The organism is Devosia sp. (assembly GCF_024707125.1).
In the GTDB taxonomy this organism is placed as follows: Bacteria; Pseudomonadota; Alphaproteobacteria; order Rhizobiales; family Devosiaceae; genus Devosia.
On sequence record NZ_JANQAH010000005.1, the window covers coordinates 42,513 to 56,396 of the forward strand.

A 13,884-nucleotide genomic window follows, 5' to 3' on the forward strand; every position below is an offset into this window, starting at 1 on the left:
AACAGGATAAACGAGACGACCTTGCCAATGTCCTTCTGGGAAGAAAAAACGCTTGATCAAATGACCGCGACGGAGTGGGAAGCACTCTGCGACGGCTGCGGGCGCTGCTGCCTGATCAAGCTCGAGGACGAGGATACGGGCACACTGATTACGTCGGATGTGCGCTGCCAGTTGCTCGACGGGGACAAGTGCACCTGCACCGACTATCCCAACCGGCAAAAGATCGTGCCCGACTGCATCAAGCTGACGCCGCAGAATGTGACCGAGATCAAATGGATCCCCACGACCTGCGCCTATCGCCGGCTGGCCGAGGGCAAGGGGCTCGCCTGGTGGCATCCGCTGGTTTCAGGCGATCCGCAGACGGTGATCGATGTCGGGGTTTCGGTGTCGGGCCGGACGTTCCTCGAGACCGAAGTCGACCCGGAAGAGTGGGAAGAGCACGCGGTAGAATGGCCGGAATGGGAGCCGCCAGAGCACCTGTAGCGCTCCTTGTTGAGTCGAATTTGTCACACAAGAGATGTCGTGTGACAATTGATTTGCCGCCAAGCAAAACGACATCTTGCCAAATCATTAATGATGGTAACTTCTCATTAACTATAGTGTGACCAGATCGGGCAGCAAAAAGACTGCGCCGGGGGCGGGCATAATGAGCATGACCGAAGCTTTCCAAAAAAGACGGGCTGTGGCAGAAGGTTAGATCTCTGCTCGGGCGTCACGCGGAGAGGCGGGATGCGCGGCGACCAATGTCGTCGGCAGGCTCTCCCAAGCGGCATTCGGCGGCTCGTCCGATCGAGGAAGAGCTGCAAAGAGCCTGGATGCTCGCGGCGGAACGCAATGTCTCGCTCTGTGTCGTGGCTCTCGAAATCGACTGCTTTGGCGAATATCTCGCCGCCTATGGCCGCGATGCGGCGGAAGACTGCCTCGAGACGCTGGAACGGGTGATCGCTTCGCTGTTGAAGCGCGACGAAGACTGCTGCCTGCGCCTGGGGCAGAGCGGCTTCCTGCTGGTTCTGCCCGATATGCCCATGCTGATGGGGCGCGATCTCGCCAACAAGATCAACCAGGCGGTGCGCCGCGAGGGTCTGGTCAACAAGGAAAGCCACGCCGGGGCGGTGACGCTGGGTGCGGGGCTGGCCGTAGTCAATCCTGTGCCGCCTTTTGACAAGGATGTGCTCGATACCGCCAAGAGCGCCCTGCGCAAGGCACAGCGCCGCGGACTGGCGCGGCTGGAAATTGCCGATATGCGTCTTAGCGATAAGCGGGAAGTGGCGGCCTAAGGGAGCCGGAACGCCTCTCGCGGTCGAGCTCATCCAAGATTTATCCGTGGTCGTTACCACCGGGCGTGTCCCGGTAGTCCCCAGCGGAGGCGAGATGGATTGCCGGGACAAGCCCGGCGATGACGCCGGAACGGGTGGGGTGGTGGTCTGCCGCCATTCGAGCATAGCTCTCATGGCCTTCTCTCCTCAAATCGCTCCACTGGAGCGATTTGCCCTGCGGGACGGTTCGAAGTTGCCAACGCCTCCCCAACCCCTTATAGGGGCCGTCCCTGCGCGCTTGCCGCGCCTTCCCCAGATATGGACGGCTCAAAATGGCGCTTGGCTGTGGCCTCGATTTCGGCACTTCGAATTCGACCCTCGGACGCGTCGGCGCCGATGGGCATCCGGACCTTCTGGCGCTGGAGGGCGGCAGCCGGACTATTCCGAGCGTGCTCTTTTTCAATTTTGAGGACGACCAGCTCTATTTTGGGCGTGCCGCGGTGGCCGAATATGTGTCGGGCGCCGATGGGCGGTTGATGCGCTCGCTCAAGAGCGTGTTGGGCACGGCGCTCTTTGGCGATACGACGCGCGTGAAAGCGCGGCGGCTGGGCTTTGGTGAGATTATCGGCAGCTTTGTCGGCGAATTGAAGCGGCGGGCCGAGGCGGAGCTCGGCGGGGAACTGACCCAGGTGGTGATGGGCCGGCCGGTGCATTTCGTCGATGACGACCCGGTGGCCGATGCCGAGGCGCAGGGGCAGCTTGAGGCGGCCGTGCGCGCCCAGGGTTTTAAGGACATTGCCTTTCAGTTCGAACCGATTGCCGCGGCGCTCGACTATGAGCGGCAGGTGACGGGCGAAAAACTGGCGCTGATCGTCGACCTTGGCGGCGGTACCTCGGACTTTTCGGTGGTGCGGGTTTCGCCCGAACGTAGCGGGCTGGCGGATCGCAGCGGCGATATTCTGTCGACAGCCGGTGTGCATATCGGCGGTACCGATTTTGACCGGTTGCTGGCCATGGCCAAGGTGATGCCGGAATTGGGGCTGGGCACGGAAACGCGCGACAAGAAGCGGTACCTGCCTGTCGCGCCCTATGTCGATCTCTCGACCTGGCACCGGATCAATCGGCTCTATGACGCCAAGGCCATGCGCGACCTGCGTTCGACGGTGCGGGAAGCCTCTGAGCCGGATCTGGTGGAAACCATGGTGATGCTGGTCGAGGAACGACTGGGGCACAGGCTGATCGGGCGGGTGGAAGAGGCCAAGATCGCGCTCTCCGACGCGGATGAGACGCAATTTGTGTTTCCGGTGCGCGACCGCGAGATTTCGACCCCGATTACGGCAGCAGAACTGGGACAGGCGCTGGCGGATTCGATCCGGCGGCTTGAGGCGACCATTGTTGAAACGCTGCGGCGGGCGGGCGTTGGCGCAGAAGCGGTCGACAGTTTGATTCTGACTGGTGGCTCGACGCTGGTGCCGGCGGTGGCCGGGCGGCTGCAGGCGCTGTTTCCCGAGGCGGAAGTGGTGCGCACCGACGTGCTGGGCTCGGTCGGGCTGGGCCTGGCCATGGAATCGAGGCGCGTTTTCGGCGCCTGAAGCAGACCCAAACTATCCAGCTTATCCAACTAATCCCCGCGTCACGGTGATCTGCTAGTCTTCAGGCATAGTCGAACAATTGGGTTTCGACAGAGCAGGAGGCGGGCATGAGCGAGATAGCGGTGCCCGATTGGGCCTCCATTCGCGAAGAATATGAGGGCCGCCAGTTCCTGCCGACAGTGATCTGTCGGCGGCATGGGATCAGCGTCGCGCAACTGCGCTATCGCCGCGAAATGGAGGGCTGGCTGAGCGCACGGGCGAGGGTGCCCAAACAGGCCGACCTCGTGGCGCGCATGCTCAAGGTGCTCGACAAGCAGATCAGAAAACTGGAGGCGGCGGTGAACGAGCCGATCGACAAACAGGCCAATGTCTTGGCTACGCAAGTGAAGACGCTCGACAAGCTGATCGAGCTTGGCGCGGCCAAGCCCAATGTCGAGCCGGCGAGCCGCAAGGATATGACGGACCTGCGGGCGAAGCTCGTCAAGCGCATGGAGCAGTTCAAGGCGCGGTGACGGAAACCAGCGGAGCGGTACGGAATGGCAAGTGCCGAGGAACGCCAAGTCGCCGCTCTCGATGACGATGTGGTCGAGAAGCGCTATTTCGAATGGAAACGCTGGGCCTTGCCGAAACAATTGCCGCCGGCGGGGGATTGGACGACCTGGCTGCTGATGGGCGGGCGCGGCTCGGGCAAGACGCGGGCCGGGGCGGAATGGGTGCGCGAACTGGCGCGCGACAGGGTGACACCCATCGCTCTGGTGGGTGAAACCATGACCGAGGCGCTGAGCATCATGGTGCGGGGCGAGAGCGGCATCATTGCCGTGCATCCCGATGATGACAGGCCGATCCTGCGCGGTGGCAACAGGCTGATCTGGCCCAATGGGGTTGAGGCCTGGATCATGACGGCCTCGGACCCGGAGCGGTTTCGCGGGCCTCAATTTGCCGCAGCCTGGTGTGATGAGGCCGGCAAATGGCCTCATGCCGAAGACGCGTTCGACCAGTTGCAGTTCGGGCTGCGGCTGGGGGACAGACCCCGGCAATTGGTGACAACAACGCCGCGGCCGACGCGGCTGATCAAGCGGCTGCTGGCCGACCCGCATACGGTGACGGTGCGGATGACGACCGCAGAGAACAAGGCGCAACTGGCGCCGCAATTTCTCGATGCCGTGGTGGCGCGTTATCGCGGCACGGTGTTGGGGCGGCAGGAGCTGGATGGCGAGCTGATCGAGGATCGGCCTGACGCGCTTTGGCAGCGGGGCATGTTTCACGAGGGCGGGCCGGTGACGGGTCGCATCCTCGTGGCGGTTGACCCGCCGGTGACGGGGACGGCGCGGTCGGATGCCTGCGGGATTGTGGTGGCCGGGCGGAGTGGCGAAGGCGCGGTGGTGCTGGAGGACGCGACGCTGAAGGGCGTGGCGCCGCTGACCTGGGCGCGACGGGCGGTGGCGGCGTTTGAGGCGCATGCGGCGGATGCCATTGTGGTTGAGGTCAATCAGGGCGGGGATCTGGTGCGGAACCTGATTGAGCAGGTGGATGCCTCTGTGCCGGTGGTGCCGGTGCGGGCGAACCGGGGCAAATGGCTCAGGGCCGAGCCGGTGGCCGCGCTCTATGGGCGCGGGCTTGTGGGGCATGTGGCGGGGCTGACGGCGCTGGAGGATGAGCTCTGCGCCTTTGGGCCGGATGGCAAGGCCGATGGGCATTCGCCGGACCGGGTGGATGCGCTGGTCTGGGCGCTGACGGAATTGCTGCTGAAGGGCGCAGGGCCCCGCGTGCGCTGGGTCTAGGCCGCGAATAGACAAGGATCAAAACAATGCCGAACTGGATGAACCGCCTTTTCGGCGGACGGACGAACACGCCCAGCGAAACCAAGAATTTTGCCGGGCACACGCTGATGACGCTGAGCGCATTGGGGCCGGCGCAGTGGAGCGGGCGGGGTTATGGGAGCCTTGTCAGCCAGGGGTTTATGCGCAATCCGGTGGTTTATCGCTGCGTGCGACTGATTGCCGAGACGGCGAACCGGGTGCCGCTCACGGTGCGGGTTGATGGCAAGGTGGTCAGCGAGCATCCGCTGAAGAGCCTGTTGCAAAGGCCCAATGGGCGGCAATCGGGCGCGGAAATGCTGGAGGCGGTTTATGCCTATCTGCAGACTGCGGGGAACGCCTATTTGCAGGCCGGGATCGTCGACGGTGGGGTGAAGGCGCTGTTCGTGTTGCGACCCGATCGTATGCGGGTGGTGGCCGGGGGCGATGGCTGGCCGGTGGCCTATGACTATACGGCGGGCGGGAAGACCGTGCGGATTTCGCAGGAGAGCGCGCCGCTGCCGGGCATTCTGCACATGGCCCTGTTTCACCCCATGGACGATCATTATGGCATGGGGCCGCTCGAGGCGGCGCAGACCAGCCTCGATATTCACAATGCCTCGGCGCAGTGGAACAAGGCGCTGCTCGATAATGCGGCGCGGCCGAGCGGGGCGCTGGTCTATTCGGCCGGCGGCGGCACGCTGACGGAAGAGCAGTTCCGGCGGCTCAAGGAAGAGCTGGAGGAGAATTTTTCCGGTGCCGCCAATGCCGGGCGGCCCATGGTGCTCGATGGCGGGATCGACTGGAAGGCCATTGCCATGAGCCCGCGCGAGATGGACTTTATTGAAGCGCGGCATGCGGCGGCGCGCGATATTGCGCTGGCCTTCGGGGTGCCGCCCATGCTGCTCGGCATTCCCGGCGACAATACCTATGCGAATTTGGCCGAGGCCAATCGGGCGCTGTGGCGCCAGACGCTGGTGCCGCTGGTCGTGCGGGTGAGCCAGGAATTGAGCCTGTGGCTGGGGCCGGTGTTTGAAGGTGCGGAAGTGGTGCCGGATTTTGACGAGGTCGAAGCGCTGGCGGAGGACCGCACGGCGCTCTGGGCGCGGGTAAGCGGAGCGGATTTTCTCAGTGATGCTGAGAAGAGGGAGATGGTTGGGGTAACAGGATAAACGTCGGAGCGTAGTACCGACCGCAATTGACGCCCGGAGTAGATGCATCGAAGATCTGTTTGTTGATGGTCTAGGCCCGCCATCCAGTGGAACCTTCGATGCAGCGAATAACAAATATCTCCGCCACGGTTAGAGCTGCCGAAATCCTCGATCGGCATGTGGTGATGTTTACACCAAGGGTCATCGGTGATGCATTTGCGCTGACCTTTGTCTCGAGTTTCGTGGAGCCTGATGGCACAACGGTTGTGGGCTTTCGCCCTGGCTATTCTGCGGACTCCGTTTCGCCTCACAGTCTGAACGCGATGTGGGCCCTCGCGCAGCCAAAGGGTGCTCCGGAATTTCTGTTCATGCCAAAATTCGACTGGCGGGATGACGAACTGTATTTGGTCGATGTCGCAAGCGAAGCGTTTGGGCTGCTCTCCATCGGGCCAGTTGCTCGATGATGTCTCGGAGGCAGGCTCTAGACGCAATAAAGGTAGGCGACATCATCTATGGCATCGCTGGCGGTGGACAGCCAAAGCTGCTTTTGGTCTATGAGGCCGACGAGAACAGTTTTTCGGCGCGGCATATGACGTCGCAGTCTAGAGCGAAATTTGGCCGAGATGGCGAAGCCACTTGGACACCTGATGGTGGCTCATGCACGATCGTATCGACGGCCGCGCTGCCGCCTGAGCAACGCGAAGTCGCCATCGCGCTCGACCGCAGGATTCGCTCGAAGCCGGAATATCCGGATACGAGGCTGACTGAGGATGAAATTCACCTCATCCTCTCTCACAAAGGGTATTTTGAAACCCGTTTGCTTCCTGGAACTGAGGCGTTTGTGGAGCAAATGCAGAGGCTTAGGGCCGTCGAAGAGTGATGCGAACCAGTGAATACCCAAGCCCGCCTCCGGCGGGCTTTTTTGTTGCCCAGGAGGACCGCGATGGACGACCTCACCAAGACCATTATCGAGCGCGGGGATCTCGCGCATCTGGCGCTGTTTCTGTGGGCGAGCGGGGCGAGTGCGCTCTTGGTCTGGAGCCTCAAGGAAATGGCTTCGGCCAATAAACGCTTCAATGATTTCGTGACCGAAATTGCCTCTTTGAACAGGCTGTTTCGCAAGGGGGACGACTGAATGGCGGACAAAGAGAGCCGAGAAACGGCGAAACAGACGTTTCGGCAATTTGCCTGGAACCTGGCGGGGACCCTGGCTGACAAGGGGAGGCCCGTGGCCAAGCCGCAGGGCAGGGCGGGGAGCAAACGCTGATGGCGGGGCCAATTCCCGTCGATGCCGATGGGCGCTTTGCCGGCTATGCCAGTGTGTTCAACCGGCTCGATAGCGGCGGCGATATTGTTTTGCCGGGGGCGTTTGCGAAGAGCCTGAAGAGCCGCGCGGGGCGCATTCGGCTGTTGTTTCAGCACGATCCCAAGGAGCCGGTGGGCTTTTGGGAGGAGCTGCGCGAGGATTCTCATGGGCTGTTTGCGCGTGGGAAACTGGTGCCGGGCGTGCCGCGGGCGGATGCGCTTAAACGCCTGATCGAGGCTGAAGCGCTCGATGGGCTGTCCATCGGCTTTCGCACGGTGAAAGCCAGCCGGCAGGCGGGGAACCGGCTGCTGCACGAGATCGATCTTTATGAAATTTCGATCGTGACCTTTCCGATGATGGAGGCGGCGCGGATTGCCGCCCCCGTTTCGGCCGGCGCCGCCATTGCGGCTGCCACGAGGACTATCCGTAACCGATAGAAGGATGCCGACATGGATCGGATTGACGACGGCCTTGAGACCAAGGCCGGCGCGGGGACTGATGTTGCCGCGCTGTTCAGTGAATTTTCCTCCGCGTTCGAGGAATTCAAGCGCACCAATGACCAGCGCCTGAAGGATATCGAAAAACGCGGCACGGCCGATGGCCTGATCGAAGGCAAGCTCGAGCGGCTCAATGCCGTGCTCGATGGGCACAAGGCGGCGCTTGATCGCGTCAGTGCCGAGCGCGCGCGCCCGGCGCTCGAGGGCAAGGGTGCCTTTCCCAATGGCGAATATAAGGAGGCCTTTTCGGCCTATGTGAAGCGCGGCGAGGAGAAGGCGCTGCAGGTGGGTGTCGGGGCCGATGGCGGTTATGTGGTGCCGGCTGAGGTCGAGACGGAAATCACCCGCCTGATGACGGGCATTTCGCCGATCCGCGCCATTGCCGGCGTGCGCCAGGTTTCGGCGTCGGTCTACAAGCGCCCGATCACGGTGAGCGGGCCGCAGACTGGCTGGGTGGGCGAGGCCGCGAGCCGTCCGACCACCACGAGCCAGACACTGGCCGAGCTGAGCTATCCGACGACCGAGCTCTATGCCATGCCGGCAGCGACCACGGCCTTTCTCGACGATGCGGCTGTGGACGTTGGCCAGTGGATTGCCGACGAGGTCAATGCAGCCTTTGCGGCGCAGGAGACGACGGCTTTTGTGACCGGCGATGGCACCAACAAGCCCAAGGGCTTTCTGGCTTCGACGACGGTGGCAGAGAGTAGCTGGAGCTGGGGGAACCTAGGCTATGTGGCGACGGGGACTTCGGGCGCGCTGCCAGCGAGCAATGGCAGCGATGTGCTGATCGATCTCGTCTATGCGCTCAAGGCCGGCTATCGCCAGAATGCCAACTGGGTGATGAACCGCAAGACGCAGGGGCGCTGCGCAAGCTCAAGGACTCTGACGGCAATTATCTCTGGCAGCCTTCGGTGACGGCGGACGGTCGCGCCAGTTTCATGGGCTTTCCGCTGGTCGAGGCGGAGGACATGCCGAACATTGGGGCGAACTCGCTTTCGGTGGCGTTTGGCGATTTCCGCAGGGGCTATCTGATTGTTGATCGCCAGGGGGTGAACGTGTTGCGTGATCCCTATTCGAGCAAGCCGTATGTGCTGTTCTATACGACCAAGCGCGTTGGCGGCGGCGTGGCGGACTACGATGCGATCAAGCTGCTGAAGTTCGGTACCTCGTGAGGGCCAATCACCACGTCATTCCCGCGTAAGCGGGAATCTCTTCCTGGCTGAAACAGAGATCCCCGCTTTCGCGGGGATGACGCCGTGGTTATGGGGAAAACTGACCGCAACATACATGCGATGTCATCCCGGCGAAGGCCGGGATCCATCTTGAGATTGCGCCACCTCCACACATCTCGGGATGGGCCCCGGCCTTCGCCGGGGTGACAGCCGGTGGGCGCCTAGGCGCTTTGCGCTGCAACAAATTCAAGGACCAAAACAATGACCTCCTATCTCCTGGCGGGGCCCGCCGAGGAGCCGGTTTCGCTTGTCGAAGCGAAGGCTTTCCTCAAGGTCGATGATGCGGCGGAAGACGGGCTGATCACGACGCTGATCTCGGCGGCCCGGCTGCACATCGAAGGTACTACGGGCAAGGCGCTGTTGGCGCAGAGCTGGCGGGTGGTGCTCGATGATTGGCCGGAAAACCGGGTGGTGAAGCTGCCGGTTTCACCCCTGATTGCGGTGACGGAAATTTCGGCGACGGATGGCAATGGGGCGAGCCATGACATTGCGCTCGATCAGTTTGGTTCGGAACCGGACCGGCTGATCGTGCCGCGCGTCGTGGTCGGCATGCCGGCGCTGCAGGAGCGGCAGGGGATCGAGATCGACTATGTCGCCGGGTTTGGTACCGAGCCAGAGGAGGTGCCGGCGGATTTGCGGCAGGCACTGCTAGGGCTGGTGGCGCATTGGCATGAGCATCGCGATGCGGTGATCGTGGCGGGGGCCGGTTCGGTCGTGCCTTCGGGATTTGATCGGCTGGTGGCGGCGCACAAGCGGGTGCGGCTGTGAGCGAGAAGATTCCGCCCATCGGGACGCTAACCGATCGGGTGCAATTGAGGCGGCGCGAAAGCGTGGCTGAGGCGGAGGGCGGGCATGGGCGGATCTACGTGCCGTTGGGCAATGCCTGGGCGCGGGTGCGCAGCCTGACCGGGCGGCAGGGGACCAATGCCGATGGGCGGGCCGTGGCCATCTCGCATGCAGTGGTGCTGCGGTTTCGGCCTGATTTGGGGCCGGGTGATCGTGTGGTCTATCGCGGGCGCAATCTCGATGTGGTGAGCGCGGCGGATTTGAATGGGCGGCGGGCGTACCTCTCCTGCACCTGCAGCGAGACGCAGGTGACGGGATGACCCATCCGATTGTGGCTTTGCAGGCGGCGCTGGTTGCGGCGCTGGAAGGGGATGCGGCGCTTACCGCGCTGGTGGGGGCGTCAGGAGTTTTCGACGCGCCGCCGCAGAATAGGCCGGCGCCCTATGTGGTGATCGACCGGCACGACATCAGGCAAGTCGATGGCGATGGCACGCCGGGCCAGGAGCATCGGGTGCTGGTGCATTGCTGGGCCGATCGCCCGAGCCGCAAGGCGGCGCTGGCGATTGCCGAGCGGGTTACAGCGGCGCGGACGGGCTTGGTGCCGGCGGGGCTGGTGGTGTCGCTGGCCGAGCATGTGCGGACCGAGACGGTTATCGACGCTGCCACGGGGCAGGCGCGGGCGGCGGTTTTGCTGCGGTTTCTTACCGAATAGGCATCGGGGCTCACACACCCCCTCCCAACCTCCCCCGTCAAGGGGGAGGTGCCGGATCCGCGATTGGGGAAGGAAACTGCCTCACACTCGATCGGCACCCTCCCCTTGACGGGGAGGGTTGGGGTGGGGTGCCCAAGAACTCGAACTTGAGGACAAAAAATGGCAGCCCAGAGTGGCAAGGATATGCTTCTAAAGCTCGACCAGACGGGGTCGGGGAGTTTCTTGACGGTGGCGGGGCTGCGGACGCGCAGCCTGGCGTTCAACGCGGCGAGCGTCGACACGACGGACCAGGAAAGCGCGGGGCGCTGGCGCGAACTTTTAGCGGGCGGTGGGGTGAAGCGGGCTTCGGTTTCGGGCTCGGGGGTGTTCAAGGATCAGGCTTCGGATGGGCTCATTCGGAGCCTTTTCTTTGCCGGCACCATCCGGAACTGGCAGCTGATCCTGCCGCATTTCGGCACGGTGGAGGGACCATTCCAGATCGTGGCGCTGGAATTTTCGGCTGACCACGCCGGGGAAGTGACGTTTGACCTGGCGCTGGAAAGCGCCGGGGAAGTGACGTTTGTGGCGATCTAGCGAGACAAAAATGCCCAACATTCATCGTGGAGAAATCGCCGCCGAAATCGGGGGCGAGACGAGGGTGCTTTGCCTGACGCTGGGGGCGTTGGCGGAGTTGGAGGCACGGCTTGGCGTTGGCGATCTGGCGGGGTTGGCCGAGCGCTTTGCCGGCGGAAAAGTTTCGGCGCGGGATCTGACGGCGATCATTGGCGCGGGGCTGCGCGGAGGTGGCAATGCCATTTCCAATGATCAACTGGCGCAGATGAGCGTCGAGGGCGGATTGCGCGGGGTGGCCGATATTGCCGTGCGGTTGTTGCAGGCGACGTTTGGGGAGGCGGCATGAAACCCTTCCCCTGGCGCGATGCCATGCAATTCGGGCTTGGCGTGCTGAAACTTCCGCCCGAGGCTTTCTGGAGGATGAGCCCGCGTGAACTGGCGGCGGCCTGGGGTGCGGTGGTGGGCGACAAGGCCGGGCCGCTGGATCGGCAGGGGCTCGAGGCTTTGATGGCGAGGTTTCCAGATGGCCGGTGATCTCTTTGACGACGATTTCAGGAGCGAGCTGAGCGATGTGTCGGTCGAGATCAAGCGTATCCATTCGCTGGCGGATGGGGTAGCGCGGTCGATTTCGTCGGGCTTTCGCAGCGCGCTGACGGACGGCAAATCGCTGGAGTCGGTGATCGTTGGCGTGGGGCGGGCTTTTGCCGATATGGCGCTGAAGGCGGCGTTCAAGCCGCTGGAGACGCTGGCCGGCAACGCGCTGGAAGGCCTTTTTGCTGGACTCAATCCCTCGATCATTCCGCATGCCAAGGGCGGTGTGATTGCGACGCCGACCTATTTTCCGCTGGGCAACAATGTGGGGCTGGCGGGCGAGGCGGGGCCGGAGGCGATCATGCCGCTGGCGCGCGGGTCCGATGGTCGGCTCGGTGTCGCCGGTGGTGGGGGCGGAGTCCATGTAACGTTCAATGTGACGGCGACGGATGCGCGCAGCTTTGCGGCGAGCGAGGCGGAAATGAGCGCGATGTTGTTGCGGGCGGTGCGCAGGGGAACGCGGGGGAGCTGAGATGGCCTTTCATCATGTGCGGTTTCCGCTCGATATCGCGCTTGGCGCGCGGGGTGGGCCGGAGCGCAAGACCGATGTTGTCACACTTGCCGGCGGGGGCGAGCAGCGCAATGGACGTTGGGCGCATTCGCGACGGCACTACAATGCCGGCTATGGGGTGAAATCGCGGGCGGACATGCAGGCGGTATTGGCGTTTTTCGAGGAAAGACGCGGGCGGCTGCATGGGTTTTTGTGGCGTGATGGGATCGACCATTCTTCGGATGGCGCGGTGCCGTTGCCGGGGGACCAGGCGATTGGGACCGGTGATGGGGTTAAGACCGGCTTTCAGCTGCTGAAGCGCTATGGGGCGGCGTTCGATCCCTATTTTCGGCTGATCAGGAAGCCTGTTGCGGGCTCGGTGCGCGTGGCTGTGGCCGGGGGCGAGCGGACGAGCGGTTGGACGGTGGATGTTACCACTGGCGTCGTCAGTTTTGCCGTGGCGCCGGCTGCCGGGGCGGCGGTGAGCGCGGGATTTCTGTTCGATGTGCCGGTGCGGTTCGATACGGATCGGCTCGATATCGAGTGGTCGAGTTTTGATGGTGCCGAGGCGCCAAGTATTCCGCTGGTGGAGATCTTGCCATGAAGACGATTGGGGCGGGATTGGCGGCGCATCTGGCGGGGAGCGAGACGACGCTGGCGCATTGCTGGCGGGTGCTGCGCGGCGATGGCGTGGTGCTTGGGTTTACCGATCACGATGTCGAGCTGGTGGTTTCGGGGACGGCTTGCAGGCCCATGCATGGGCTAGAGGGCGGCGAGGTGCCGGCGCGGCTGGGGGCGCAGGTCGAGACCGGTGAAGTGCTCGGTATTTTGCACCATGATGCCATTGACGACGAGGATATTGCGCTCGGGCGTTATGATGGCGCGCGCGTAGAAACCTGGCTGGTGAACTGGGCGGAGCCGAGCCAGAACCTGTTGCTGCGCGTGGATACGATCGGCGAGATCGTGCGCGAGGATGGCACGTTTCGGGCGGAGTTGCGCTCGGCGCAGGAAGCGCTGAACTCGGTGCGCGGGCGGCTCTATCAGGGACTTTGCGATGCCGTGGTGGGGGATGCGCGCTGTGGCGTGAACCTTGCGGCGCCAGGGCGGTCGGGGATCGCGACGGTTGTGTCGGTGGTCGATCCGTTTCGGGTGCTGGTTAGCGGGCTTTCGGGTTTTGCCGAGGACTGGTTTGCCTTTGGTGTTGCGCAGTGGTCGGGCGGCAAGCGGGTGGGATTGAAGGATGCGGTGCTGACGCATCGCAAGGGGGCGGGCGGCGATCTCCTGGGCTTTGGGCAGCGGGTAGGCGATTGGGTCGTTGCGGGCGACGTGTTTGCCGTGACGGCGGGGTGTGATCGGCGGTTTTCGACCTGCAAGGCCAAGTTCGGGAATGGGGTCAATTTTCGCGGTTTTCCGCATGTGCCGGGCAGCGACTATGTGCTGCGCTATCCGCGCGAGGGCGATGCGCTGGATGGTCGGGCGGTGGTTCCATGAACGCCGAACTGGTGGTCGCGGCGGCGCGGGAATGGCTGGGCACGCCCTATCGGCACCGGGCTTCGACGCTGGGGGCGGGGTGCGATTGTCTGGGGCTGCTGCGCGGGGTGTGGCGGGCGCTTTATGGGGATGAACCCATGGCGCCGCCGCCCTATCGGGCGAGTATTCGCGATCCCGAAAATGCCGGGGCGCTACGCGCGGCGTCGGAGCGGTTTTTGCTGCCGGCGGAGGGGGCTCTTGGAGCGGGGCAGGTGGTGCTGTTTCGGCTGGCGGGGCTCGAAGAGCCGAAGCATTGCGGGATCATGGTGTCCGAAGACCGCTTCATTCATGCGCAGGAAAAGCTTGGCGTGGTTGAGGCTTATCTGACCGATGGCTGGGCGAAGCGGGTGAGCGGGCGGTTCTGGTTTCCGGATCGCTGAACTTCCCTTGTGA

At 63.5% G+C, this 13,884-nt stretch carries 20 protein-coding genes and 1 pseudogene; all 21 read left to right on the forward strand.

Translation table 11 applies throughout. The features are described 5' to 3' along the window. The first annotated feature begins 27 nt into the window (after nt 1–27). The 21 genes and pseudogenes from NVV77_RS03760 (at nt 28) to NVV77_RS03860 (ending at nt 13,871) form a co-directional block, all read left to right on the forward strand. Nucleotides 28–483 (forward strand): YcgN family cysteine cluster protein, encoded by a 456-nt coding sequence (locus NVV77_RS03760; RefSeq protein WP_295410885.1) that lies wholly within the window; start codon nt 28–30, stop codon nt 481–483. A 260-nt stretch (nt 484–743) separates the two neighbouring features. Continuing rightward, the gene (locus tag NVV77_RS03765; protein ID WP_295410887.1) at nt 744–1,277 is read left to right on the forward strand and encodes a diguanylate cyclase; all 534 of its coding nucleotides are present in this window, start codon (nt 744–746) and stop codon (nt 1,275–1,277) included. Between the two features lie 311 nt (nt 1,278–1,588). Beyond that, the gene (locus NVV77_RS03770) at nt 1,589–2,848 is read left to right on the forward strand and encodes an Hsp70 family protein (RefSeq protein ID WP_295410889.1); all 1,260 of its coding nucleotides are present in this window, start codon (nt 1,589–1,591) and stop codon (nt 2,846–2,848) included. Between the two features lie 107 nt (nt 2,849–2,955). Next, nucleotides 2,956–3,360 carry a hypothetical protein gene (locus NVV77_RS03775; RefSeq protein ID WP_295410891.1) on the forward strand — a complete coding sequence of 135 codons (405 nt, stop codon included), beginning with the start codon at nt 2,956–2,958 and terminating at the stop codon, nt 3,358–3,360. A gap of 24 nt (nt 3,361–3,384) precedes the next feature. Next, on the forward strand, nt 3,385–4,629 hold the full coding sequence (locus NVV77_RS03780; protein ID WP_295410893.1) for a terminase family protein: 1,245 nt from the start codon (nt 3,385–3,387) through the stop codon (nt 4,627–4,629). Between the two features lie 26 nt (nt 4,630–4,655). Then, nucleotides 4,656–5,816, forward strand: a complete 1,161-nt coding sequence (locus NVV77_RS03785; protein ID WP_295410895.1) for a phage portal protein — start codon at nt 4,656–4,658, stop codon at nt 5,814–5,816. A 98-nt stretch (nt 5,817–5,914) separates the two neighbouring features. Further along, entirely contained in the window at nt 5,915–6,259 is a 345-nt protein-coding gene (locus NVV77_RS03790) for a hypothetical protein (RefSeq protein ID WP_295410897.1), read from the forward strand. Nucleotides 6,260–6,342: 83 nt separating this feature from the next. Continuing rightward, nucleotides 6,343–6,675, forward strand: a complete 333-nt coding sequence (locus NVV77_RS03795; RefSeq protein ID WP_295410899.1) for a hypothetical protein — start codon at nt 6,343–6,345, stop codon at nt 6,673–6,675. Between the two features lie 63 nt (nt 6,676–6,738). Beyond that, a complete protein-coding gene (locus NVV77_RS03800) occupies nt 6,739–6,930 on the forward strand; it encodes a hypothetical protein (RefSeq protein WP_035086605.1) in 192 nt (63 codons plus the stop codon). A 131-nt stretch (nt 6,931–7,061) separates the two neighbouring features. Further along, nucleotides 7,062–7,538 (forward strand): HK97 family phage prohead protease, encoded by a 477-nt coding sequence (locus NVV77_RS03805; protein ID WP_295410901.1) that lies wholly within the window; start codon nt 7,062–7,064, stop codon nt 7,536–7,538. Nucleotides 7,539–7,550: 12 nt separating this feature from the next. Next, nucleotides 7,551–8,770, forward strand: a pseudogene (locus tag NVV77_RS03810) (phage major capsid protein). 261 nt (nt 8,771–9,031) lie between these two features. Beyond that, nucleotides 9,032–9,598, forward strand: coding sequence for a phage head-tail connector protein (locus NVV77_RS03815; RefSeq protein ID WP_295410903.1), 567 nt, complete (start codon nt 9,032–9,034; stop codon nt 9,596–9,598). Further along, entirely contained in the window at nt 9,595–9,936 is a 342-nt protein-coding gene (locus NVV77_RS03820; protein ID WP_295410905.1) for a phage head closure protein, read from the forward strand. The genes NVV77_RS03815 and NVV77_RS03820 overlap by 4 nt, the downstream gene beginning before the upstream one ends. Beyond that, nucleotides 9,933–10,328, forward strand: a complete 396-nt coding sequence (locus tag NVV77_RS03825; RefSeq protein ID WP_295410907.1) for a DUF3168 domain-containing protein — start codon at nt 9,933–9,935, stop codon at nt 10,326–10,328. Before NVV77_RS03820 ends, NVV77_RS03825 begins: the two co-directional genes overlap by 4 nt. Nucleotides 10,329–10,487: 159 nt before the next feature. Next, entirely contained in the window at nt 10,488–10,901 is a 414-nt protein-coding gene (locus NVV77_RS03830; protein ID WP_295410909.1) for a phage major tail protein, TP901-1 family, read from the forward strand. Nucleotides 10,902–10,911: 10 nt separating this feature from the next. Next, entirely contained in the window at nt 10,912–11,226 is a 315-nt protein-coding gene (locus tag NVV77_RS03835) for a gene transfer agent family protein (protein WP_295410911.1), read from the forward strand. Then, on the forward strand, nt 11,223–11,414 hold the full coding sequence (locus tag NVV77_RS03840; protein WP_295410913.1) for a rcc01693 family protein: 192 nt from the start codon (nt 11,223–11,225) through the stop codon (nt 11,412–11,414). Before NVV77_RS03835 ends, NVV77_RS03840 begins: the two co-directional genes overlap by 4 nt. Then, nucleotides 11,404–11,943 carry a phage tail tape measure protein gene (locus NVV77_RS03845; protein WP_295410915.1) on the forward strand — a complete coding sequence of 180 codons (540 nt, stop codon included), beginning with the start codon at nt 11,404–11,406 and terminating at the stop codon, nt 11,941–11,943. Before NVV77_RS03840 ends, NVV77_RS03845 begins: the two co-directional genes overlap by 11 nt. Before the next feature lies 1 nt (nt 11,944). Beyond that, the gene (locus tag NVV77_RS03850) at nt 11,945–12,565 is read left to right on the forward strand and encodes a DUF2460 domain-containing protein (RefSeq protein ID WP_295410917.1); all 621 of its coding nucleotides are present in this window, start codon (nt 11,945–11,947) and stop codon (nt 12,563–12,565) included. After that, a complete protein-coding gene (locus NVV77_RS03855) occupies nt 12,562–13,452 on the forward strand; it encodes a DUF2163 domain-containing protein (protein ID WP_295410919.1) in 891 nt (296 codons plus the stop codon). Before NVV77_RS03850 ends, NVV77_RS03855 begins: the two co-directional genes overlap by 4 nt. Further along, nucleotides 13,449–13,871, forward strand: coding sequence for an NlpC/P60 family protein (locus tag NVV77_RS03860; RefSeq protein ID WP_295410921.1), 423 nt, complete (start codon nt 13,449–13,451; stop codon nt 13,869–13,871). Before NVV77_RS03855 ends, NVV77_RS03860 begins: the two co-directional genes overlap by 4 nt. The last annotated feature ends 13 nt before the right edge of the window (nt 13,872–13,884 follow it).

What these genes read in the sequence shown, in the direction of transcription:
- NVV77_RS03760 (WP_295410885.1), top strand. Translation starts at nt 28, where the DNA reads ATGTCCTTCTGGGAAGAAAAAACGCTTGATCAAATGACCGCGACGGAG.
- NVV77_RS03765 (WP_295410887.1), top strand. Translation starts at nt 744, where the DNA reads ATGTCGTCGGCAGGCTCTCCCAAGCGGCATTCGGCGGCTCGTCCGATC.
- NVV77_RS03770 (WP_295410889.1), top strand. Translation starts at nt 1,589, where the DNA reads ATGGCGCTTGGCTGTGGCCTCGATTTCGGCACTTCGAATTCGACCCTC.
- NVV77_RS03775 (WP_295410891.1), top strand. Translation starts at nt 2,956, where the DNA reads ATGAGCGAGATAGCGGTGCCCGATTGGGCCTCCATTCGCGAAGAATAT.
- NVV77_RS03780 (WP_295410893.1), top strand. Translation starts at nt 3,385, where the DNA reads ATGGCAAGTGCCGAGGAACGCCAAGTCGCCGCTCTCGATGACGATGTG.
- NVV77_RS03785 (WP_295410895.1), top strand. Translation starts at nt 4,656, where the DNA reads ATGCCGAACTGGATGAACCGCCTTTTCGGCGGACGGACGAACACGCCC.
- NVV77_RS03790 (WP_295410897.1), top strand. Translation starts at nt 5,915, where the DNA reads ATGCAGCGAATAACAAATATCTCCGCCACGGTTAGAGCTGCCGAAATC.
- NVV77_RS03800 (WP_035086605.1), top strand. Translation starts at nt 6,739, where the DNA reads ATGGACGACCTCACCAAGACCATTATCGAGCGCGGGGATCTCGCGCAT.
- NVV77_RS03805 (WP_295410901.1), top strand. Translation starts at nt 7,062, where the DNA reads ATGGCGGGGCCAATTCCCGTCGATGCCGATGGGCGCTTTGCCGGCTAT.
- NVV77_RS03815 (WP_295410903.1), top strand. Translation starts at nt 9,032, where the DNA reads ATGACCTCCTATCTCCTGGCGGGGCCCGCCGAGGAGCCGGTTTCGCTT.
- NVV77_RS03825 (WP_295410907.1), top strand. Translation starts at nt 9,933, where the DNA reads ATGACCCATCCGATTGTGGCTTTGCAGGCGGCGCTGGTTGCGGCGCTG.
- NVV77_RS03830 (WP_295410909.1), top strand. Translation starts at nt 10,488, where the DNA reads ATGGCAGCCCAGAGTGGCAAGGATATGCTTCTAAAGCTCGACCAGACG.
- NVV77_RS03835 (WP_295410911.1), top strand. Translation starts at nt 10,912, where the DNA reads ATGCCCAACATTCATCGTGGAGAAATCGCCGCCGAAATCGGGGGCGAG.
- NVV77_RS03840 (WP_295410913.1), top strand. Translation starts at nt 11,223, where the DNA reads ATGAAACCCTTCCCCTGGCGCGATGCCATGCAATTCGGGCTTGGCGTG.
- NVV77_RS03845 (WP_295410915.1), top strand. Translation starts at nt 11,404, where the DNA reads ATGGCCGGTGATCTCTTTGACGACGATTTCAGGAGCGAGCTGAGCGAT.
- NVV77_RS03850 (WP_295410917.1), top strand. Translation starts at nt 11,945, where the DNA reads ATGGCCTTTCATCATGTGCGGTTTCCGCTCGATATCGCGCTTGGCGCG.
- NVV77_RS03855 (WP_295410919.1), top strand. Translation starts at nt 12,562, where the DNA reads ATGAAGACGATTGGGGCGGGATTGGCGGCGCATCTGGCGGGGAGCGAG.
- NVV77_RS03860 (WP_295410921.1), top strand. Translation starts at nt 13,449, where the DNA reads ATGAACGCCGAACTGGTGGTCGCGGCGGCGCGGGAATGGCTGGGCACG.